Below are 19,988 nucleotides of genomic sequence, written 5' to 3' on the forward strand. Positions count from 1 at the left end.
ATCTGTTGCGTATGTCCTGAGACTCGACACCTCCGCCTCCGCGCATGGAACTGCCCCGGGAGCTTGCGACCGGGGCTTTTTCATGCCCGGAGGCCGGTGGATGCTGGGAGCGATGCGACCAGGGCCTTTCCGTTCGCGAGTCCGTTTCACGGGTCGGGGGTTGTGTGGCGGGTCGGGATCTCTGGCTGCACCTCCCGACCCGTCACACGACCCCCGACTGACGAACCTCGGCACCGGTTCGCCCGCCATGTGCTCACACGTGTCGGCCCCATCGCGTTGAATGGGCATGATGACGACGAACCAGACGAAGCCGTCGACGCCATCGGCGCGCGCACCACGTCGCCACACCACGCTGGCGACCGAGCTGGGCGACCTCATGGCCGTCGCCGAGGGTGAGGCCCTTGCCGGGCTCTATTTCCCGGGCCACTGGCACCCGCCGGCGGTGGGCTCGATCGGTGCACCCGTTGCGGTGAGTGGGGATGGCCTGTTCGAGTCCACACGGCGCGAACTCAGCGAGTACTTCCGTGGCGAGCGGACGGCATTCACCGTCCCGACCGCGACGCATGGCGACGCGTTCTCCGAGAAGGTCTGGGACCTGCTGGCAGCGATCCCCTACGGCACCACGACCACCTACGGCGCGATCGCGCGCGAGCTGGGCAACGTCAACCTCGCCCAGCGCGTCGGGCAGGCAGTTGGCCATAATCCGGTGAGCATCCTCATCCCGTGCCATCGCGTCATCGGTTCCGATGGTTCCTTGACGGGGTATGCCGGTGGGCTCGATCGCAAGGCACGTCTCCTTGGGCTCGAGGAGCCTCCAGAAGTCGCCGAGTCGCGGCTCTTCTGAGCGCGGTCGGCGCCAGCGACACCTGAGCTCAGGAGTTCAGGAGCTCAGGAGCAGAGGTCCTGGTCCGCCTTGCGCGTCTCGATCCCACCGACCGAAGGGGTCGTGGTGACGGTCGGCTTGGGGAGGGGTTCGTCGCCGAGCCTGTTGGGCACCTCGGCCACAGCGGGGGCGCCCTTGCCGAGGATGACGCGGACGCGCTCGCCCATGTCTGACACCGGCTTGAGGGTCGCGCCCGGGAAGGCAGCGGCCACCGTCCTTGCGGAGTCGGCCTTGTCGGGCGAGTGCTCGATCACGACACCGTCGCTGAAGCCAGTGCCGTTGCTCGAGGTCGGGTCGACGAAACCCTGGACCCGCAGCCCCTCGAGGGCCTGCTTGGCCAACCCCACGACACCGGAGTTGTTCACGACCTCGACCCGGATCTCGTCGGGAGACACGGTGAGCGGGGTGGTGTCCGAGTGGCTGGGCTTCGGCGCCGGCTTGGAGATGTCCTGGTCGGTGCGAATTGCCTCCCAGAGCTGGTCGGCGGCAGGGGCCCACTGGACCCGGTTGTCGTCCTCGGGGTACGCCTCGGTCGGGACGGTGACGAACTGGATCTTGTCGACGCCGATGCCCTTGACGCTCTCGGCGATGGTCTTCATCGGCCCCAGGCCGAAGTCCTCGTCCATCTGGAGCGAACTCGTGGCCGCACCGAGGAAGCGGAGGAGCTTGTCCGGTCGCAACAGCAGCTTGGAGTCCGTGGCCTGCTGCGCCACCGAGGAGAGGAAGGCCTGCTGGCGCTTGATGCGCCCGATGTCCGATCCGTCACCCACGGATTTGCGGGTGCGGACGTAGCCGAGCGCCTGCTCACCGTTGAGGGTGTGCCGACCCGCCGCGAGGGTGAACTCCGCCTGGGGATCGTCGATGGCCACGGGCGTGCAGACGGGGACGCCACCCAGCGCGTCGACCATGCCCTTGAAGCCACTGAAGTCCACGACGGCGAAATGGTTGATGAAAATGTCGGTGTTGCCCTCAAGGGTGCGGATGACGCAGCCCGGTCCGCCCAGGTTGAAGTTCTTGTTCCACTGGCGGACCTCCCACTGCTCCTCGGGGATGTCGCCGTTGCAGCCTTCGCCGCCAGATTCCGGCGGGGACGGGACCATCGAGTCGCGCGGAATCGACACCATCGTCACGGACTCCCGGTCACCCGAGATGTGCATGAGGATGTTGGTGTCGGAGTGCTGCCCCGGCTCCCAGTCCCCGCTGCCGTACTCCTCGTTGCCCGCGCCCTGACGGACGTCAGAGCCCATGAGCAGGATGTTGAGGGGTCCGCTGTCGACGTTGCCCGACGGGGTGGGCCGGTCCTTGCCGACCCACGCGGAGATGTCGAGCCGGTCGATGTTGCCGTTGAGCTTGGCGTAGGTCCCAGCCATTCCGAAGACGAGGAGCGCGACCATGAAGCTTGAGACCACGCCCGTACGCCTGCGCTTGCGGCGTCGGGCGGCATCGCGAACTACGCGCTGCTGCGCGCGGGTCGCGGCAGGCCGTCCTGCCTCAGGCTCGTCGTACACACATTCCTCAACGTCCGGGGTTCCGAATCAGTTGCGCGCCACCCCAAATGGGCAACGCGCCCGGACGAGTGTAGGGGTGCCACCTGAGTGAATGCTGGCACCCCTGCGCCCGCCTGAAAAGCGTTTGAAAACGCAATCAAGAAGCGGCCTGAGCATGCGACGAGGCCCCCTCCGCGGTGGTGGAGAGGGCCTCGCTCAAAGACTGTGGTGAGTCCTCGATCAGAGGGGGCGGACCTGCTCGGCCTGCGGACCCTTCGGACCCTGGGTGACCTCGAACTCGACCTGCTGGTTCTCGTCGAGGCTGCGGTAGCCCTGGGTGTCGATGGCGGAGTAGTGAACGAACACATCCGGGCCGCCGCCGTCCTGGGCGATGAAACCAAAGCCCTTTTCAGCGTTGAACCACTTCACGGTGCCCTGTGCCATGTGGGGTAACTCTTTCCTGTGTGTAGCACTAGGACGCAGCAGAATCGCGGCGCCCATCGGCTGCACGCAACCAAACCCCAAACCGAGTCGGATGACCGGCTCTGACACATCAACGCCCGCCTTCTGTGGAAGCCAGACGGGCGCGTACTGCGACCTGCGAGGAACTGCTGTTGTGCAACCGGTCACGAACTTACCAGCAAACTCCCATGGTGTGCCTGCTCTACGAACTCGCGTCGCGAAGTGTTCACGGACTGAGAACGGACCCTGCCACGCCTCGACTGATTGCCCCGCGCTGCACGGCGAGCGCAGCGAGCGCGTGCAGCGCGGGGCAATCAGTCGAGGGGCACTTGGGCGGCGGGTGTGGGATTTGAACCCACGAGAGCTCTCACTCTGGTCGCTTTCAAGGCGACTGCACTAGGCCACTATGCGAACCCGCCCGGCTCACCGACGGCGTCGGTGACCGAACCACAGGGTATGCCGTCCGCTCCCCTGACACAGAACCCGGACTGACGCTTCCCGGCAGGTAGGGTCGGAAGCCAGAACCGAAGGGACCCCTCCCCATGCCCAAGATGAGCTTCATGGTCGGCCTTGCTGCCGGCTACGTCCTCGGCGCCCGCGCCGGCAAGCAGCGCTATGCCCAGATCAAGAAGGTCTCGGGCAAGGTGTGGCAGAGCAAGCCCGTGCAGAAGCAGGTCGCTGCCGCCAAGGAGAGCGCCCGCACCAAGGCCGCGCCCGTCGTGGCCGACTTCGTCGCCGACACCGCCCGTGCGACGGGCGAGCGCCTCCGCGCGTCCCGGACCGTCCCCTCGCAGGTCTCCGACGGCCGCGACCGCACCACCGGTGGTGACCCCTGGGTGGCATCGGGAGTCGCGTCAGCCGCGACCCGCGAAACCGACGACCCCTGGGCTCAGGCCACCCGACGCTGACGGGTCCGTCAGGGAGTCGACCGACGCCGAAGGCCCGGACCGAACGCCTCCCATCCCCAGCAGGACGAGCGACGGCACCATGCCGGGCAGGGCGAGGTCAGCGAGCAGCATCGCCGTCCCGGCGACTCCGTTGAGGAGCGACACGTCACCGTCGGCCCCCTCCAGGCCACACGCCCACTCCTCCGGATCGGCCGAGCCCGAGCGCAGGGTGAGCGCAGCCGCTGCGACGGCCTGATCGCGGTGCTCGGCCACGTCGAACACGTCGGACGCGAGGGCGATCACCCCCGCCGGGCCACCGGCCCCGTGGCACAGGGTCCAGCCTGCGTGCGCAGCCTCGGCCCCCTGTTCGGCCGCCACCTGGGCTGCGACGGTCATCGCATGACCACACCGCTGTACGGCAGCCTCTGCCTCCGCTCGAGTCGTGTCGACCGACCACGGCACCTCGAGTCCGGCATCGGCGAGTTCGAGCAGCCGCAGCCGCACTGCTCCCGCACCGGCCGAGCCGTGGCACCAGAGGTCGGGCCAGGTGATGTCGCCTTCTCGCAGGTCGGGCCAGCCACCGCGCGCCTGATCACTCCAAGAGGCTTCCCAAGCCAAGGCATCCGCCGCCAGGGGCAGTGCCTCCGAGCCCAGCCGGGGCCACACGGCTGCCGCCTCGGCGAGGGCCCACGCCACTCCCGACGCTCCGTGCGAGAGTCCGCACAACGGCCTCCCGCCGTCACCGGAGAGCCGGACATCGGGCCAACTCCGGCCCCACTGCTCGGCGACGGAGCGGTGGCGCAGTTCCGCGACAATCGCCACCGCGTGGTCCTCGTGGCGACGGCTTCGGGCCAGAGTCAGCAAGATCCCGGCGAGGCCGTCGGTCAGGTCGCTCCCCTCGGACCAGCGCCGCTCGACCATGGAGCCCACCCTGCCCAGGAGGTCGAGACCGGCCTCGCCCACGAGAAGGCCTGCAGGCACGTCCGGGCCGGTCGGGCGTGCCTGCAGGAGTGTGGTGGCGCCGGACGCCGCGAGTTCGGCAGCGTCCGGGCGGTTCAGGGCGGTGCCGAGGTGGGTCAGCGCCCACACCACCCCGGCATCGCCGTCATAGAGGGAGCGCCGACCGGCGACAATGCCAACTGGCCGCCCGTCGCTGCCGATCTCCCAGGACGGCCAGGTCGGCCCGGCGCGGTCGAGGACCGCCGTCCGTACGAGCAGGTCGACGCAGGAGTGAGCCGCATCCAGGACGCGCGCGCGGTCGTCGTTGTCGAGCCGGCCCACTGGCATGACGTCCAACTCCTGCTCGTTCGAGACGGCGCTCATGTCGCCACCTCTGCCTCACGAGTGGTTCGGTGCGGGGACCTCGGTTGGATTGCCCTCCGCCGAAATTCTTGCGCGACCTCATCGAGCCACTCGTCCGCGGAAACGGCGTCCGAGGGTGCGCGGGCGGACAGAACTCGCTCATATGCCGCCGCGATCGCCGCGCACCGCACCTCTCCGAAGCTTTCGCCCGTTCCGGGATCCTCGGCCCAGCCGACGCCATCGGCAACGGTCTCGGTGAGGGGTGGCGGCGATCCTTGCGTCAGGCCGGTCACGCGGTCGGCGACCATGGCCCGCACGCGTTCCCGGTCCGCCCCCGCCACATACAGGACGCAGCCATCCGCCCGGGTGAGCTCGTCCGGGATCGCAGCCACCTTGAGCAGCCAAGCACACGACCGCGAATTCGCGTGTCCGAGAGCCGAAGTCACGACGTTGACGAGCGAAGCCGTCTTCCCCGCTCTGACACGCAGATAGACCCTGTCCAACTCGTCAGGGACGTTGCGCCGGTCCCAACCCTCGCCCCACGTCCGCCACCACCCGTCCTGGGCACTGGCACCCAGTCGGCGCAGTGCACGGACACGATCGCCCACGCGCGGCGGGAAGCCGGGCCGACCGCTGGTCGTCACGTACTCGCCACGGCACAGGGCTCGGCGTCCTCCCGGCATGGCGACGACCACGACGCCTGCGACACCGGTTGCGACGACCACCGAGTCGGCGTCCGCCCAGTCGCTCGCGGATCCGTGTGCCGCCCGGGCCACGGCACTGATCGGCGCGTCCCACGGACGGAAGGGGATCGCGGCTGGCGAGCGGACGGCATACCACTGGCGGTAGAGGACCTCCGCGGGCGGCTCGCCGTCCGCGGAACGACGAAGAACGGTGTATGCCGTGAGCAGCTGGGCGGCGTGCTCGGGTCGCCAGGCGCTCATGGCCGGGTCTCCTGCGCAGCGGCTGTGGCGCGCGCGAGGAGGCGGTTGACGTCCGCCGACCCCTCGTCGCCGTGGCTGAGGGCGACCTGCCAGGCAGTGAGAAGCGCACGGACACAGCGCCATTCAGCGGTGAACGATGCCGGGCCGCAGGCGGTCCAATAGGCGTCGAGGCACAGTGCCGCAAGGTCGAGACCGGGACGCGAGAGATCGGTGAGCATCGCTGCGGCAGAGGCGAGATCATGCGCCGGGCCCCCCAGGCCACCGAGCTCGAAGTCGATCAGTCCGACCTTCACGTCTCCAGCCGGGGTGGTGCTGACGAGGACGTTTCCGGCCGCGATGTCGCCGTGGACGAGGTGCGTCGGTCGCCATTGCGCGCGGGCGACGTCGAGGGCTCGGCGGACGTCGGCGTCCTCGAGCCGGTCGAGAATCGCCTTCGTGTCAACGCGTCCGTGACCACCCTCCATGGACGGCGGAAGTCCATCGAGCAAGGGCCACGGGGTCGGCGCCACGGGAAGGTCCGCGCCCGCGACGGGGTGACGGTGCAAGCGGGACAGCGCCCTCCCCAGGTCGACCGCCGCCGGGCGCAGGATCGCGTCGCCACTGACGTGACCCAGTTCCGTGCCGGGCAGTGCTGCGAGCCACACCGACCCCGATCCCCCCTGTCGGATCAGGGTCGGTGTGAGCCCGAGGGGCGCAATGGCGCCCAGGATGCGCGTCTCGGTGTCGACGATGTCGTCACCGTCGAGACGCGCGGCAGCCCCAACCTGCTTGACGTAGGCCACCGCCACGCCGTCGCGTTCGACGACGTGGACGGGGTTGCTGCGCGAGACCGGCCGCACTCGGACCAGTCCGGCACGGACGTCCGCCACGGGAACGAGCCCGTGTCGGACGGCTGCGCCAAGCAGGCTGGGGGACGAAGCCACGGTTCAGGCCCCTCCGCCTGAGCCGGAGCCAGTCGTGCCGGAGGCGTCGGCATCGAGACCGTCGACCTCCTCGAGCGCGGCGAGATAGCCGCTCCAGTAGGCCTCTTTCGGAGCGACCGCGTGATCGGAGATGCCATCACCCCAACCGGACTGGCCGTAGTCGGAGATGCCGTCACCCCAACCGGACTGGCCGTAGTCGGAGATGCCGTCGCCCCAACCGGCCTGGCCGTAGTCGGAGATGCCGTCGCCCCAACCGGAGGGGCCGTAGGGCGACGCACCCCTCGGACCCGGCCGCTTCCCTTCGTCACTGAAGCAGAGCGGGATACGGGTGGGGCGGCAAATCGGGGGACGCGTGACCTGGTCGCAGATGTACTTCCTGGTCACAAGGCAGTCGACGGGGAACCGCGTGCGCGGCGGCGGACACGCGACGTATGGGCGCGTGATGAGGCAACTCGTCAGACGGGTCTTGAAGCAGGTGTTGATGGGTCGGGTGACGAGCGGCTTCGCCACGAGCAGGTCGACCGAGAGCTCGTCAAGCGCTGCCTGGATCGGGTTGGCGAAGGTCATCGAGCCGTCGGTGGCACCGGCGAAGAGCAGCCCGACGACGTTGCGAGACATGTCCTGGACGACCGAACCGGAGTCTCCGGAGTTCGAGAACCGCGGGTTGCGCGAGGTGTCGGTGTCGATGCGGATCTGGTGCCGCAGGGTCCGCGGGCCGACGTCGCTGCCGTAGTCGACCGAGACGGTGAAGTCGGTGGACTGCACCGTGCCGAACGTGTGCTCCGTGGTGCGCCCGCGCTTCTGAACGGCCATGCCGACCGTGGCCATCGCGCTCCCCGCCACGGCCCCAATGCCCGTGACCGAGGCGGTCCATGGCTCCGACGCATCGACGGTGATGACCGCGCCGTCGATGTTCTCCGAGATTGCGGCACGCGTGAGCGAGCCGAACTCGCCGGTCGGCGCGCCGCCATCGACGAGGGACGGCTGGACCATGCGGTCACCGACGCTCCACGTGTTGTTGACGCACGCGACATGGAAGTTCGTCAGCGCCATCGTCGCTCCGGTCGCCCGGTCTCGGACCATGGCGCCGAGGGTGCCGACGAAGACATAGTTCCCGGGAGCGTCCACGTCGGGAGGCGAGAGGAAGACACTCCGGCGCGGGCCGATGCTGATGCCGCCTGCGAGCGTCGGGTAGTCGGCCGGATCGACGAACAGTTCCGTGCCGTCGACCAACTTGTAGGCCGGCTGGAGTTCGATGACGAGTTCTTGGACGTCGGTCTTGATGCCGTTGATCTCCGCCGGGATGGCTGCCCCCTTGCCCAGCTTGGACTTCGGCTTCTTCTTCTCGACGAAGACGACGATGCTTTGCTCCCCGGTCTTCTTGCCGTCGGTCTCCTTCTCCGCGATGTCCACGGCGACGACTCCGGCCTTGGCGAGGAGCTCGTCCTCGACCGATTCCTTCACGGGTCTGATGGCGGCGCGCTGTGCGGCCTGTTCGGGCTGAGTTGCCATGACCTGCTCCTTGAGTGAGCGGGGCCGCCCCTGCACAGCCCCGACATCACCACAGGAGTAGCGAACTCCCCGTCAGATACATCCGCACCAAAGGTCGCCCCTGCCGCCCCGGAACCAGGGCCCCACGCGAATGTGCAGAAAAAGTTGTGCGAGAACGTATCTGGGCGCGGTCTGCGAACTCCTTCCCTGTGACACAGCCAATGCCTAGGCTGAACTCGGGGCACTTGCCACCGGGTTCGGTCGAATGTGCACGGAAGGCAGACATGAGCAACGACAAAGACGCCGCACGTCCCGGTCGTATCCCTCCCACACGGATACCGGGGACAGGCGCCCGCCGACTGGGCGCTCGAGTCGTCGACCCGGGCGGCGCCCACCGCGGTCAAGGACGCCGCGCCCCGGAGCCAACGGCGTACGTCGGTGACGTCCTCCTGATCCCGGGGCTACGGGGACTCTCGGCGGATCCCGCCATCGAGGAACTGCGCTCCATGGCAGAGGCCAAGGGCTACACCTTGGACTTCGTGCCGGAGGACAACTCGATCGCCTTCGCACGGAAGAAGGGCCTCGCGAAGGAGGTCGACGCCATCGCGCACACTGCGGTTCACCTTGTTCCGATGGATGAGGACGGAGACGCGGCTGATGCCTGGCCCATGGTCGAGCAGGTTCGCGCTCGCAGGGACCGACGACGCGAAGAGACCCGCAACAAGCGCGCAGCCGAGAAGCAGGGGAGCAAGCCCACCTCCGACGAGTCGAGCGGCAGACAGGAGCCCGCGCTCCCGAAGGATGTTCTCGATGGCGTGGGCCTCGCGCATGTGATGACCGCCAGTGGCTGGGGTGACGGCATCGGTTGGGGTGACGGCATCGGCTGGGGCGATGGCATCGGCTGGGGTGACGGCATCGGCTGGGGCGATGGCATCGGCTGGGGTGACGGCATCAGCGGACCGCGGGGCCGTGTCCCCGTCGTGTGGTCCGCTGACCCGCCCGAACCCACCTCCGAAGACGGACCCGTCGTGGCAACCCTCGACACCGGCCTCGGAACACACAAGTGGTTCCCCGAAGGCCCTCGGGCGGAACGACACCCGAAGAAGTCGACGGGCCTGCCTCTCGGGGTGACCTTCCCGCCTGGGAGTGACCCTGAGGGAACGGGCGTCACCCTCGACAAGGTCAACGGACGACTGGACCCCCTCGCCGGACACGGCACTTTCATCGCCGGCATCGTGCGCCAGCACTGCCCGAACGCCCGCATCCTGTCCGTACCCGTCATGTGGGGAGACGGAGTCGCGGACGAGCTGGACGTCGTGCGCGCCTTGACTGGGCTGTATGTCCGGCAGCTCAGTGCGACCCAACCCAGTGGCGACCCCACGCAGGTCATCGACGTGCTCACGCTGTCTCTCGGGTACCGCCACGAGACGCCTGGCCAGTTCGACGACGAAGAGGCCCTGTTCCGGGTCCTGCGCGGACTCGCCCGCCTGGGCGTGACGATCGTCGCAGCAGTCGGCAACAACGCGAGCGACGTCGAGTTCTTCCCCGCCGCCTATGCGTCGAAGGTCGCAGCAGATTCCTCGAACGCCACCGATGTTGCTCCCATGATGAGCGTCGGCGCCCTGAACCCCGACCGTCGCACCGTGTCGATCTACTCCAATACCGGTGGGTGGGTCCAGTACTACCGGGCCGCCACTTCGGTGGTGAGCACCATGCCCACGAGCTTCAATGCCTCCTCCCGGGGAGCGCTCCTCCAGCAGTCGGCGCCGGGCGTCGTGGCACCTGCCATCCCCACCCGCGGTGCCGTCGATTCGGATGACTTCAGCGGCGGTTTCGGGCTCTGGAGTGGGACGTCGTTCGCAGCCCCCGCGTTGGCCGGTGACATCGCCGCCGGCCTCCACAAGGCGGACCCGGCCCCCAAGGACGTCAGCGCGCGCAGCGCGCGGGCCCACGCGGCCCTCGCCGAGGCACTGAAGCCAGCCAAGGTGGGCTCATGAACTCCGGGCTCGCCGCGGCAGCGGCGAACGCATTCAGCCTGCACCGCTCTGGGGACTCCAGCGCCATGGGTGCCCTCGTCGACCAGGTGACGCCCCTTCTCTGGCACACGGCCAGAGCCCAAGGCGCAGATCCCGCCACTGCGGAGGACGTCGTCCAGACCACCTGGCTCCGCTTGGTCGAGCATGCCGCTGAGATCAGCGATCCGCAGGCTGTCCTCCAATGGCTTCTCATGACGACGAAGCGTGAGTCCTGGAATGCCGTGCGGCGAGGGCGGCGCACCATACCGCGTGAGTCATGGGATGAGCCGACAACATCGGACACCCCTCCCCCCACTTCGGGCGTTGACCCGGCCCTCGCTTCCGAAGAGCGAGAACTCGCAAGGGCCATCTGGCAGCACGTGGAGCGGCTCCCCGAGCGATGTCAGCAGTTGCTCCGGCTCGTGGCATTCGTCGACCGTCCGGACTACTCGGCAGTCAGTGAGGCCCTCGGCATTCCGGTCGGCAGCATCGGACCGACCAGAGGTCGCTGCCTCGCGAAGCTCCGGCTGGCGCTCACCGCCGACCCGGCGTGGGAGGTGACGGCATGAACACCCCCAATCACAGCGAGGACCTCCTTGCCGGGCAGCCGATCGACGCAGCCGACGAGCGCGCCCTGGCGCTGGTTCGCACACACCTGAGCACCACCGACCCCGTGCCGAGTGGACTCACCGAACGCGTGAAGTTCGCCATGACCGTGGCCAGTCTCGAGGCAGAGGTCGCTCACCTCATCAGCGAGGGATCCCTGGCCACCAACGTCCGGACGACCGAATACGACCGAGCGACGACCGTGACCTTCGAGAGCGATGGCCTGAGCATCATGGTCTCCCTCGAGGAGGCAGATCGCGGCGTCACGACCTTGCGCGGTTGGGTCACGGCTCCCGCTGCTGAGATCGAGTTGCGCGAGCGGACCCGCACGAGCACCACGACGGCTGACGACGACGGCCGGTTCGTTTTCGAGGGTGTGGAACGCGGGACCGTGCACCTCGTCATCCGCCAGTCCGATCAACCTCACACCCGACCCGTCATCACTCCTGGAATCGAGATCTGAGAGGCCGAGGCCTGACCTTAGAGACGGCGCGCACCCTCCACGCGAAGGGGCAGAGCGAGAACTCGGCGGGACACTACCGCCGGGGCGATGCTGCGCTGTCCCGTGCACTCATGGAGCTCGAGGCCCACGCGCCCGAGCACGACGGCGCGGCGGAGGTCGCCAGGCTCCGCGGCCGGATCCTCATCACTCGAGCAATCTCGCGGCTGGCGATCGACGGCCCAGAAGCGGCCCTCGCACTCCTTGAGGATGTGCGAGCGCTCGCCCGGGAGCAGTCCGCCCCGTTGCTCGAGGTCCAGGCACACCTGCAGGCGGGGGCGATTCACGTGATGTGCTCGAACTGGCGGGACGCCCTCGACGAGCTGGGGCTCGTGGAGCCGCATCTCGACGAACTCGTCCCTCGCGAACGCTGTGCCGCCCTCCTCAACCGCGGTCTGGCCGAGGTCTCCCTGTTGGACCACGATGCCGGACGGCGAGACCTGATGCGAGCGCTGGACGTCGCGGTCGAGCACGGCTTCGCTGCACAGGAGTACAAGGCGCGGCACAACCTCGGCTGCCTCGCCTATCTCTCCGGAGACATCCCGACCGCGCTGCGCCTGATGCGCGAGGCCATGGACGTCGACGTCGACATCACGAATGCCCGTGGCCTCCTCGACCACGGCAAGGTGCTCTTGGACGCGGGGCTCATCGACGAGGCCGAGGATGTGCTCGAACGCGCACTCGATGCGGCGCGCCACGACCGCCAGCCCGTGGAACGTGGCGACATCGAACTCGACCTGGCACGGGCTGCCCTGTTGCGGGGCGATCTGGCCAGGGCACGCTCGTGGGCGGGTCGCGCCGCGCGCACGTTCGAGGCGCTGCACGCGACCGAACGCGTGGACGAGGTCGAGTTGCTCGGCGCAGCCGTCGACCTCGGCGTCGGGCGAGGACTGGCGCGCGCAGAGAAGGTCGCGGCGCGTTGGGACACCACCGAACCCGTGCTTCCGGCCGAACGGTTGGCCACTCGCATCAAGGCGGAGGTGGCCCTGGCCCGACGTGACCTCGACACCGCACGCGACGAACTTGCGCGCCTCGACAACGGCCATCCCGTCGCGCTCGGGGTCCTCCTGCACGAGCACCTTCTCCTGTCTCGGCTCGCGGCTGCTGAAGGCGACCTCCCCCGCGCCACTGCCGTCATGCGGGTCGCGGCAGAACGCCTTGCTCGAGACCAGGGCAGCGTGCACAGCCTTGAGGTCCGGGCCGGACTGGCATTCCACGCGGCTCGAATCCGTGACGCAGACGTGGGTGCAGCATCCGATTCGGGCTCTCCTGATGAGCTCTTCGACAGTGTTGAGCGGTGGCGCGCGGCATCGCACCGGACCCCACCCCTGCGCCCTTCGGACGATGCACAGACCCTCGAACTCGTCGGCCGGCTGCGCCGACTGCGCCGCGAGTCCGGCGATGCTGCGGGACAGCACAACCACGAAGTGACCGCGCTGCAGGAGGCCATCACGACGCGGCTTCGCACCGTGAAGGGCGACCGCGCCAACGAGGGTCTGAGACCCACCACTGCGTCAGCCGCTAGGCAGCTCTCGACTCATCGCGGGGCGACGGTCGTGACCTTCCACGAAATGCGCGGGGCCATCGTGCGTCTCGTCGTGAACGGGTCCCGCATCCGTCAGAGCGTCGTGGGTGCAGCCAAGGACGTAGCAACTGCCGCCACCCGCGCCACAGCCGACGCGCGCGCCGCCGCACTTGCTCGGCCCTCCATGGCAGCCTTCCTGGACCGGGCACGCATGCGCTCGTTGCGCGACGTCGACGACATGCTGCTCAGCGGAGTCGAGTTCGCCGGAACGGTCGTCATCGTCCCGACCGCTGGTCTCGCCGCACTTCCGTGGCGCACGCTGCCCTCACTGCGCAACCACCCAGTCCTCGCTGCCCCTTCCGTCACGGCATGGGCTCGGCGCGCCGACGCCGCGGCTGCCCCCGTCGCGGTGGCGGCACTCGCGGGCCCCGGACTACCCCGGTCCCGCCAGGAGGTGGGCGCGGTCGCAGAGGTGTGGGGACGGCATACGGAATCGTCTTCGCCCCTCACCCCGAACGCCTATGCCGCGTCCTCGGACGTTCGGGCCGCGCTGTCCTCTGCGTCGGTCGTGCACCTCGCGGCGCACGGGCACCACGTCGACCAGAGCCCGCTGTTCTCCAGCCTCGACATGGTGGACGGCCCGGTGTTCGCCCATGAGCTCACGGCGCCCCTGGCCGCCGAACTCGTCGTGTTGTCGGCGTGCGATGTCGGTCGGAGCCGCGGGCGGCCGGGCGACGAGCCACTCGGACTGGCCGCCGCCCTGCTCAGCCTCGGCGTCCAGTGCGTCGTTGCTGCGACGAACCCCGTGCACGATGACGTGGCAGCGTCGGCGATGGCACGCCTGCACGAACACCTGGTTGCGGGGATCGACGTCGCAACAGCGCTACGGGACACCGCTGTCGAGGTCGAAGGTGCCGAGGCATTCTGCGCCTACGGCAGCACCTGGTCCCGTCCCCAACTCACCCAATAGGACGGTTGAGGACGGAGACGTTTCAACGTTCCCAACCGTCCAATTGGGTGAGCTGGGGACACCTCAGATGAAGAGGGCTGGCTCGCGGAAGAGGGCTTCGTAGGGGTCCTCGCCCGGGTGGTTCGGATAGCGCAAGGTCGCGGGCACTCCAGTGGCGATCGCGCCGGACGGAACGTCCTTCACGACAACCGAATTCGCGCCGATCTGCACGTCGTTGCCGATCCCGATCGGGCCGAGGATGCGCGCACCCGCACCGATGGTGACGCGACTCCCCACCGTGGGGTGACGCTTGACCTTGGCCAGTGAACGCCCACCCAGCGTCACCCCGTGATAGAGCATCACGTCGTCGCCGACCTCCGCGGTCTCACCGATGACGACACCCATGCCGTGGTCGATGAAGAAGCGCTTGCCGATCGTCGCGCCGGGGTGGATCTCGACGCCGGTCACCGCACGGGTCGCCGTGGACAACACTCGAGCAGCCGGCTTGAGGTGCGGTCGGAGCCAGAGTTTGTGCGCAACGCGGTAGGACCAGATCGCGTGCAGCCCAGGCGAGTTCAGCACCAGGTCCGAGCGCGACGCAGCGGCCGGATCACGAGCGATCGCGGCATCGACGTCTTCGCGAACGCTCGCCGCGGCCCGCTGGAGGCGGGACCGCAGGCGAGCGAACGGCATACCCGAAGGTGGTGAGGTGAGCACGGTGTGTGTTCGGCTCGTCAGTCGACGAGACCCTCGAAGAGGATCGTCGAGAGGTAGCGCTCGCCGAAGCTCGGGAGGACCACGACGATCGTCTTGCCGGCGTTCTCGGGACGGGTCGCGACCTGGTTGGCGGCGGCGAGCGCGGCGCCGGAGGAGATGCCGACGAGCAGGCCTTCCTGGGTCGCGGCCTTGCGGGCCCACTCCACGGACGTGCCGGCGTTGATGTCGATGACCTCGTCATAGATCTCGGTGTTGAGGATCTCGGGGACGAAGTTGGCGCCGAGGCCCTGGATCTTGTGCGGGCCGGGAGCGCCGCCGTTGAGGATCGGGGACTCCTCGGGCTCGACGGCGATGATCTGGACCTCGGGCTTGCGCTCCTTGAGGACCTCGCCGACGCCGGTGATGGTGCCGCCGGTGCCGATGCCGGAGATGACGATGTCGACCTTGCCGTCGGTGTCGCGCCAGATCTCCTCGGCGGTGGTCTTGCGGTGGATCTCGGGGTTCGCGGCGTTGGCGAACTGGCGGGCGAGCACGGCGCCCTCGCGCTCGGCGACGATCTCTTCGGACTTCGCGACCGCACCCTTCATGCCCAGGGCAGGGTCGGTGAGGACGAGCTCGGCGCCGTAGCCGCGCAGGAGCGCACGACGCTCCTTGGACATCGACTCGGGCATCGCCAGGACGACCTTGTAGCCGCGGGCGGCACCGACCATCGCGAGCGCGATGCCGGTGTTGCCCGAGGTGGCCTCGACGATCGTGCCGCCCTTGGGGAGCTCACCGGAGGCCTCGGCAGCGTCGATGATGGCGACGCCGATGCGGTCCTTGACCGAACTGGCCGGGCTGTAGAACTCGAGCTTCGCGGCGACCGTCGTGCCCTCGGGGGCGTCAATGATTCGGTTGATGCGAACGAGCGGCGTGTTGCCGACGGCCTGGGTGACGTCGTCGAGGATGGGCACTGGGATCTCCGTTGCTCTCGTGGCGCGCTCGGTGGCGCGCGATGGATCGGATGGCGCCAAGTCTGCCAGAGCGCCAACACGCGTTATGCATATAACAACATTGAGTTATATCGACACAAGGCCGTCTCGTATTCCCGCACAGGCAAGCGGCCTGACGAAGTCTCGGCAACCAGAAACCCTGGCGACGATCGCGCGCGAGCCGCACTACGGCATACGGGAAGGTCGGGACGGGATGGGAGCGGACGGTGACCGGCACAACTCCCGCCTCGTGAGTCCTGACACAACTGCTGTGAGTGCCCTCTCGGAGGGGTATGCGAGCGCTTAGACGTCCGTAGACTCCCCAGCATGTCCGCGCTCCAGATCGTCGCCGCCGCCATCTGCTTCCCGCTGATGCTCGTCGGGTTCGCCCTCCTCTTCCGTCAGATCGGGCGATTCGTCGCCCTCTACAAGATGGGACAGGCCGACCCGCGTCGCACCAACGACCCGGGAGCGCGCACCTGGACGCTGCTCAAGGAGTTCCTCGGCCACACCCGCATGTCGCGGCTTCCGATCGTCGCGATCGCGCACTGGTTCACGGCGCTGTCGTTCCTCCTGCTCATCGGCACCCTCGTCAACGCCTTCGGCCAGCTCATCGAGCCGTCGTGGATCGTGCCGATCATCGGGCACTTCCCGCCCTATGAGTGGATGGTCGAGTTCTTTGCGTGGACCGGCCTCATCGGCATCGTCGTGCTCATCGCGATCCGCCAGCTGAAGCACCCGCGCTCGGCGGCCGGCACTCAAGGGCGCCGCTCGCGCTTCTTCGGGTCGACATGGTGGCAGGCCTACTACGTCGAGTTCACGATCTTCGGCGTGACGACCTGCATCCTGCTGCTGCGCACCCTCGAGGCTGCGCTCACCAAGATCGCCCACCCCGAGGAGAACCTGGCCCTCCACTTCCCCCTGACCAACTGGCTGTCGGGCATCTGGTCGGGCCTCTCGCTGGACGGCATCGAGCAGGCGATCGTCGTCGTCGCGTTCATCAAGATCCTGATCTCGTTCGCCTGGATGATCACCATCTCGCTCACGCCGACGATGGGTGTCGCGTGGCACCGCTTCCTGGCCTTCCCGAACATCTGGTTCAAGCGCGAGTCCTCCGGTGGCACCGCGCTCGGCAACCTCAAGCCGATGACGATGGGCGACGGCACGCCGTTCTCGATGGAGGCCATGGAGGCCCTTGAGGAGGTCGAGGACGCTCCCGAGCCCGTCCTCGGCGTCGGCAAGGTCGAGGACTTCACCTGGAAGGGCCTGCTCGACTTCTCCACCTGCACCGAATGCGGCCGCTGCCAGTCGCAGTGCCCCGCGTGGAACACCGAGAAGCCGCTCTCCCCCAAGCTGCTCATGATGACGCTGCGCGACCACGTCGACGCGAAGTCGCCGTGGATCCAGGCCTCCGAAGAGGCTCGCGCGTCCATGCCCTCGGCGCTGACGCAGTTCGCCGATATGCCGCTCATCGGCGGGACCGGCTACGACATCGACAGCCCGTTCACGGCCTACAACCCGCACGGCCCCGAGGCCGTCATCGACGAGGACGTCCTCTGGTCCTGCACCACCTGCGGCGCCTGCGTCGAGCAGTGCCCCGTCGACATCGAGCACGTCGACCACATCGTCGACATGCGTCGCTACCAGACGCTCATCGAGTCGGCGTTCCCGTCCGAGCTCGGTGGCCTCTTCAAGAACCTCGAGTCCAAGGGCAACCCCTGGGGCATGGGTGCACGCGCCCGCCTCGACTGGGCGAAGGACCTGCCGTTCGAGGTCAAGATCCTCGGCAAGGACCTCGAGTCCGCCGAAGAGGTCGACTACCTCTTCTGGGTCGGCTGCGCCGGCGCCTATGAGGACCGCGCCAAGAAGACGACCCGCGCCGTGGCCGAACTGCTCGACACCGCTGGTGTGTCGTTCGCGGTCCTGGGCGACGGCGAAACCTGCACCGGTGACTCCGCACGCCGCGCAGGCAACGAGATCCTCTTCTCGATGCTCGCCCAGCAGAACATCGAGACGATGGGTGAGCTCGGCGTCCAGAAGATCGTCGTCACCTGCGCCCACTGCTTCAACACGATCAAGAACGAGTACCCCGACCTGGGCGGCAAGTTCGAGGTCGTCCACCACACGCAGCTCCTCAACCGCCTCGTGCGCGACAAGAAGCTCGTGCCGGTGGCGCGTCCCGCGGATGCCCCGGGCATGTCCTCGGCCAAGAACGCCGCGTCGACTGCTGCGACAGTGACCTATCACGACCCGTGCTACCTCGGTCGCCACAACAACGTGTATGCCCCGCCGCGTGAGCTCATCGGCGCCCTCCCGGGTGTCGAGCTGCGCGAGATGGAGCGCTCCAAGGAGAAGTCCTTCTGCTGTGGCGCCGGTGGTGCCCGCATGTGGATGGAGGAGAAGCTCGGTTCGCGCATCAACATGAACCGCACCGAGGAGGCTCTCGCCACCGGTGCCGAGCGCATCGCCATCGGTTGCCCGTTCTGCCGCGTGATGATCTCGGATGGCCTGACGGCCAAGCAGTCCGAAGGTGTCGGCGAGGACGTCGAGGTCGTCGACGTCGCGCAGATGCTGCTGGCTGCGGTGCGTCGCGGTCAGGACTCCGAGGTTGTCGAGGCTGGGTCCGTGGACGAGCCGGCTGCCGCTGCGGTCGCCGCCGAGTCCGCCTCGTATGCCGGTCAGTCCGGTTCCGCTCTGACCGCCGGTGCCGCTGTGGCTGGCGCTACTGCTGGCGCTGCGGGGGCTGGTACGGCAAGCGAGGCCTCAACAGGTAGCGCCCAGGAGAGTGCCTTTGCTCCCGCTGGTGAAGCAAAGGCGCCTGCCCCGGCCGCTGCTGAGGCCGACCCCTGGGACGAGCCGGCCGCTGCCGCCCCGGCCGCTGCCGCTCCGGCTGCTGCTGAGGCAGACCCGTGGGACGAGCCCGCCGCCGCCCCGGCTGCTCCAGCTGCTCCGGCTGCTGCCGAGGCAGACCCGTGGGACGAGCCGGCCGCTGCCGCTCCGGCTGCTGCTGAGGCAGACCCGTGGGACGAGCCCGCCGCCGCCCCGGCTGCTCCAGCTGCTCCGGCTGCTGCCGAGGCAGACCCGTGGGACGAGCCGGCCGCTGCCGCTCCGGCTGCTGCTGAGGCAGACCCGTGGGACGAGCCCGCCGCCGCCCCGGCTGCTCCAGCTGCTCCGGCTGCTGCCGAGGCAGACCCGTGGGACGAGCCGGCCGCTGCCGCTCCGGCTGCTGCTGAGGCAGACCCGTGGGACGAGCCCGCCGCCGCCCCGGCTGCTCCAGCTGCTCCGGCTGCTGCCGAGGCAGACCCGTGGGACGAGCCGGCCGCTGCGGCTCCGGCTGCCACCGAGGCGGACCCGTGGGACGAGCCCGCCGCTGCCGCACCGGCCGCGAAGACCGAGGCGCCCGCTGCTCCGGCTGAGGCCGACCCCTGGGACGAGCCCGCCGACGCTGCTCCGGCTGCTGCTGAACCTGCTGCCGCTGCTCCGGCAGCCAGCGACGACGTCGACCCCTGGGACGAGCCCGCCAACGCTGCTCCGGCCGTATCCGAAGCAAAGACCACGAACGTGGAGACCGAAGCACCTGCCGCTCCTGCGGCCAGCGACGACGTCGACCCCTGGGACGAACCCGCCACGGTGACCGAGAAGGCTGCTGCATCCGAAGGTGCGCCGAGCCCGGAGAAACTCGAGGACGCCGCCGCCGCTTCGACGGATGACGTCGCCACGTCAGCTGAGACCGCCACCCCCTCGGCGACGGCCGTCCAGGACGACCTCTTCTCGGCCCCGGACCCGTGGGACGACGCCAGCGCGCCCACCGAGCCCGCCACGGCGACGACCGACGGGACGCCTGAGGCTGCAACCGACGAGGCTTCAACTGAGGTTTCGGACACCGCGCCCGCGGAGGTGCCCGAGCCCGTCGAGGCGATCGAGACCGAAGCCGCTGCCGAGGTCGAAGCCGACGTCGACGCCGAGTCCACGTCCGTCGCTGACGCTGAGGCCGACGCCCACGATGAGGCGAAGACGAAGGCCAAGGCTGAGGAGCCGGCTGCACCCGTTGCCAACGCGGACGACCTGCTCAACGCGCCCGACCCCTGGGACTGATCGAATCCAGCCGCAGATGGCCCCGCCGACCTCACGTCGGCGGGGCCATCTGCTTTCCTGGCGTGCACCGACTCAAGGCCCGTGCACCGTGAGCGGCAAAGTCGGTGTCTCCCGCCGCGACCCCGCCACCCACGCTCGAACCAGGCGTTTGCCGCACTGTGCCCGCATCCCCGCCAGCCAGCGAATCCCGTCGAGCAAAGATGGGGTCAGGCGCGCAACATACTGCGCGTCT

15 protein-coding genes and 1 tRNA gene are annotated in these 19,988 nt (G+C 68.8%); 7 read left to right on the forward strand and 9 right to left on the reverse strand.

Annotated elements, in window-relative coordinates:
- The first annotated feature begins 289 nt into the window (after positions 1–289).
- A complete protein-coding gene (locus N802_RS12895) occupies positions 290–844 on the forward strand; it encodes a methylated-DNA--[protein]-cysteine S-methyltransferase (protein ID WP_211254411.1) in 555 nt (184 codons plus the stop codon).
- A 44-nt stretch (positions 845–888) separates the two neighbouring features.
- Here N802_RS12895 and N802_RS12900 read toward each other — a convergent pair whose 3' ends face one another.
- The 3 genes from N802_RS12900 to N802_RS12910 all read right to left on the reverse strand — a co-directional run bounded on the left by N802_RS12900 (position 889) and on the right by N802_RS12910 (position 3,251).
- Positions 889–2,292 carry an LCP family protein gene (locus tag N802_RS12900; RefSeq protein ID WP_245613934.1) on the reverse strand — a complete coding sequence of 468 codons (1,404 nt, stop codon included), beginning with the start codon at positions 2,290–2,292 and terminating at the stop codon, positions 889–891.
- A gap of 318 nt (positions 2,293–2,610) precedes the next feature.
- Positions 2,611–2,814 carry a cold-shock protein gene (locus N802_RS12905; RefSeq protein ID WP_009776543.1) on the reverse strand — a complete coding sequence of 68 codons (204 nt, stop codon included), beginning with the start codon at positions 2,812–2,814 and terminating at the stop codon, positions 2,611–2,613.
- A 352-nt stretch (positions 2,815–3,166) separates the two neighbouring features.
- Positions 3,167–3,251: transfer RNA gene (locus N802_RS12910), tRNA-Ser, on the reverse strand.
- 123 nt (positions 3,252–3,374) lie between these two features.
- Between N802_RS12910 and N802_RS12915 the strand changes: the two genes are divergently transcribed.
- A complete protein-coding gene (locus tag N802_RS12915) occupies positions 3,375–3,740 on the forward strand; it encodes a hypothetical protein (protein WP_035916948.1) in 366 nt (121 codons plus the stop codon).
- On the opposite strand, the gene N802_RS12920 is transcribed toward N802_RS12915, so the two are convergent.
- Genes N802_RS12920 through N802_RS20625 form a run of 4 tightly spaced genes read right to left on the reverse strand, consistent with a single transcriptional unit; the run spans position 3,687 to position 8,400 of the window.
- Positions 3,687–5,042, reverse strand: a complete 1,356-nt coding sequence (locus N802_RS12920) for a lanthionine synthetase LanC family protein (RefSeq protein ID WP_035916949.1) — start codon at positions 5,040–5,042, stop codon at positions 3,687–3,689. The two genes, N802_RS12915 and N802_RS12920, sit on opposite strands and share 54 nt — an antisense overlap.
- Positions 5,039–5,965 (reverse strand): T3SS effector HopA1 family protein, encoded by a 927-nt coding sequence (locus N802_RS12925; protein WP_035916950.1) that lies wholly within the window; start codon positions 5,963–5,965, stop codon positions 5,039–5,041. The genes N802_RS12920 and N802_RS12925 overlap by 4 nt, the downstream gene beginning before the upstream one ends.
- Entirely contained in the window at positions 5,962–6,888 is a 927-nt protein-coding gene (locus N802_RS12930) for a phosphotransferase family protein (protein ID WP_035916951.1), read from the reverse strand. Before N802_RS12930 ends, N802_RS12925 begins: the two co-directional genes overlap by 4 nt.
- Positions 6,889–6,891: 3 nt before the next feature.
- The gene (locus tag N802_RS20625; RefSeq protein ID WP_052109923.1) at positions 6,892–8,400 is read right to left on the reverse strand and encodes a chymotrypsin family serine protease; all 1,509 of its coding nucleotides are present in this window, start codon (positions 8,398–8,400) and stop codon (positions 6,892–6,894) included.
- A gap of 263 nt (positions 8,401–8,663) precedes the next feature.
- Between N802_RS20625 and N802_RS20630 the strand changes: the two genes are divergently transcribed.
- The 4 genes from N802_RS20630 (at position 8,664) to N802_RS12955 (ending at position 13,994) form a co-directional block, all read left to right on the forward strand.
- The gene (locus tag N802_RS20630; protein ID WP_211254412.1) at positions 8,664–10,376 is read left to right on the forward strand and encodes a S8/S53 family peptidase; all 1,713 of its coding nucleotides are present in this window, start codon (positions 8,664–8,666) and stop codon (positions 10,374–10,376) included.
- On the forward strand, positions 10,373–10,963 hold the full coding sequence (locus N802_RS12945; protein ID WP_035916952.1) for an RNA polymerase sigma factor: 591 nt from the start codon (positions 10,373–10,375) through the stop codon (positions 10,961–10,963). Before N802_RS20630 ends, N802_RS12945 begins: the two co-directional genes overlap by 4 nt.
- Entirely contained in the window at positions 10,960–11,463 is a 504-nt protein-coding gene (locus N802_RS12950; RefSeq protein WP_035916954.1) for a hypothetical protein, read from the forward strand. Before N802_RS12945 ends, N802_RS12950 begins: the two co-directional genes overlap by 4 nt.
- Positions 11,464–11,573: 110 nt before the next feature.
- Positions 11,574–13,994: a CHAT domain-containing protein gene (locus tag N802_RS12955; protein ID WP_035916955.1), complete on the forward strand. Its 2,421-nt coding sequence runs from the start codon at positions 11,574–11,576 to the stop codon at positions 13,992–13,994.
- 63 nt (positions 13,995–14,057) lie between these two features.
- Here the strand turns inward: N802_RS12955 and cysE are convergent, their stop codons facing one another.
- Positions 14,058–14,666: a serine O-acetyltransferase gene (gene cysE, locus N802_RS12960; protein ID WP_035916958.1), complete on the reverse strand. Its 609-nt coding sequence runs from the start codon at positions 14,664–14,666 to the stop codon at positions 14,058–14,060.
- A gap of 41 nt (positions 14,667–14,707) precedes the next feature.
- Entirely contained in the window at positions 14,708–15,643 is a 936-nt protein-coding gene (cysK, locus tag N802_RS12965) for a cysteine synthase A (RefSeq protein WP_035916959.1), read from the reverse strand.
- Positions 15,644–15,988: 345 nt separating this feature from the next.
- Between cysK and N802_RS19530 the strand changes: the two genes are divergently transcribed.
- Positions 15,989–19,756, forward strand: a complete 3,768-nt coding sequence (locus N802_RS19530; protein WP_052109925.1) for a heterodisulfide reductase-related iron-sulfur binding cluster — start codon at positions 15,989–15,991, stop codon at positions 19,754–19,756.
- Positions 19,757–19,988: the final 232 nt, after the last annotated feature.

Source organism: Knoellia sinensis KCTC 19936 (genome assembly GCF_000768705.1).
GTDB classification, from domain to species: Bacteria; Actinomycetota; Actinomycetes; order Actinomycetales; family Dermatophilaceae; genus Knoellia; species Knoellia sinensis.

Bases quoted from the DNA above. Each gene is read 5' to 3' on its own strand.
- N802_RS12895 (WP_211254411.1), top strand. From the start codon at position 290: ATGACGACGAACCAGACGAAGCCGTCGACGCCATCGGCGCGCGCACCA.
- N802_RS12905 (WP_009776543.1), bottom strand. From the start codon at position 2,814: ATGGCACAGGGCACCGTGAAGTGGTTCAACGCTGAAAAGGGCTTTGGT.
- N802_RS12915 (WP_035916948.1), top strand. From the start codon at position 3,375: ATGCCCAAGATGAGCTTCATGGTCGGCCTTGCTGCCGGCTACGTCCTC.
- N802_RS12920 (WP_035916949.1), bottom strand. From the start codon at position 5,042: ATGAGCGCCGTCTCGAACGAGCAGGAGTTGGACGTCATGCCAGTGGGC.
- N802_RS12925 (WP_035916950.1), bottom strand. From the start codon at position 5,965: ATGAGCGCCTGGCGACCCGAGCACGCCGCCCAGCTGCTCACGGCATAC.
- N802_RS20625 (WP_052109923.1), bottom strand. From the start codon at position 8,400: ATGGCAACTCAGCCCGAACAGGCCGCACAGCGCGCCGCCATCAGACCC.
- N802_RS20630 (WP_211254412.1), top strand. From the start codon at position 8,664: ATGAGCAACGACAAAGACGCCGCACGTCCCGGTCGTATCCCTCCCACA.
- N802_RS12945 (WP_035916952.1), top strand. From the start codon at position 10,373: ATGAACTCCGGGCTCGCCGCGGCAGCGGCGAACGCATTCAGCCTGCAC.
- N802_RS12950 (WP_035916954.1), top strand. From the start codon at position 10,960: ATGAACACCCCCAATCACAGCGAGGACCTCCTTGCCGGGCAGCCGATC.
- N802_RS12955 (WP_035916955.1), top strand. From the start codon at position 11,574: ATGGAGCTCGAGGCCCACGCGCCCGAGCACGACGGCGCGGCGGAGGTC.
- cysE (WP_035916958.1), bottom strand. From the start codon at position 14,666: ATGCCGTTCGCTCGCCTGCGGTCCCGCCTCCAGCGGGCCGCGGCGAGC.
- N802_RS19530 (WP_052109925.1), top strand. From the start codon at position 15,989: ATGTCCGCGCTCCAGATCGTCGCCGCCGCCATCTGCTTCCCGCTGATG.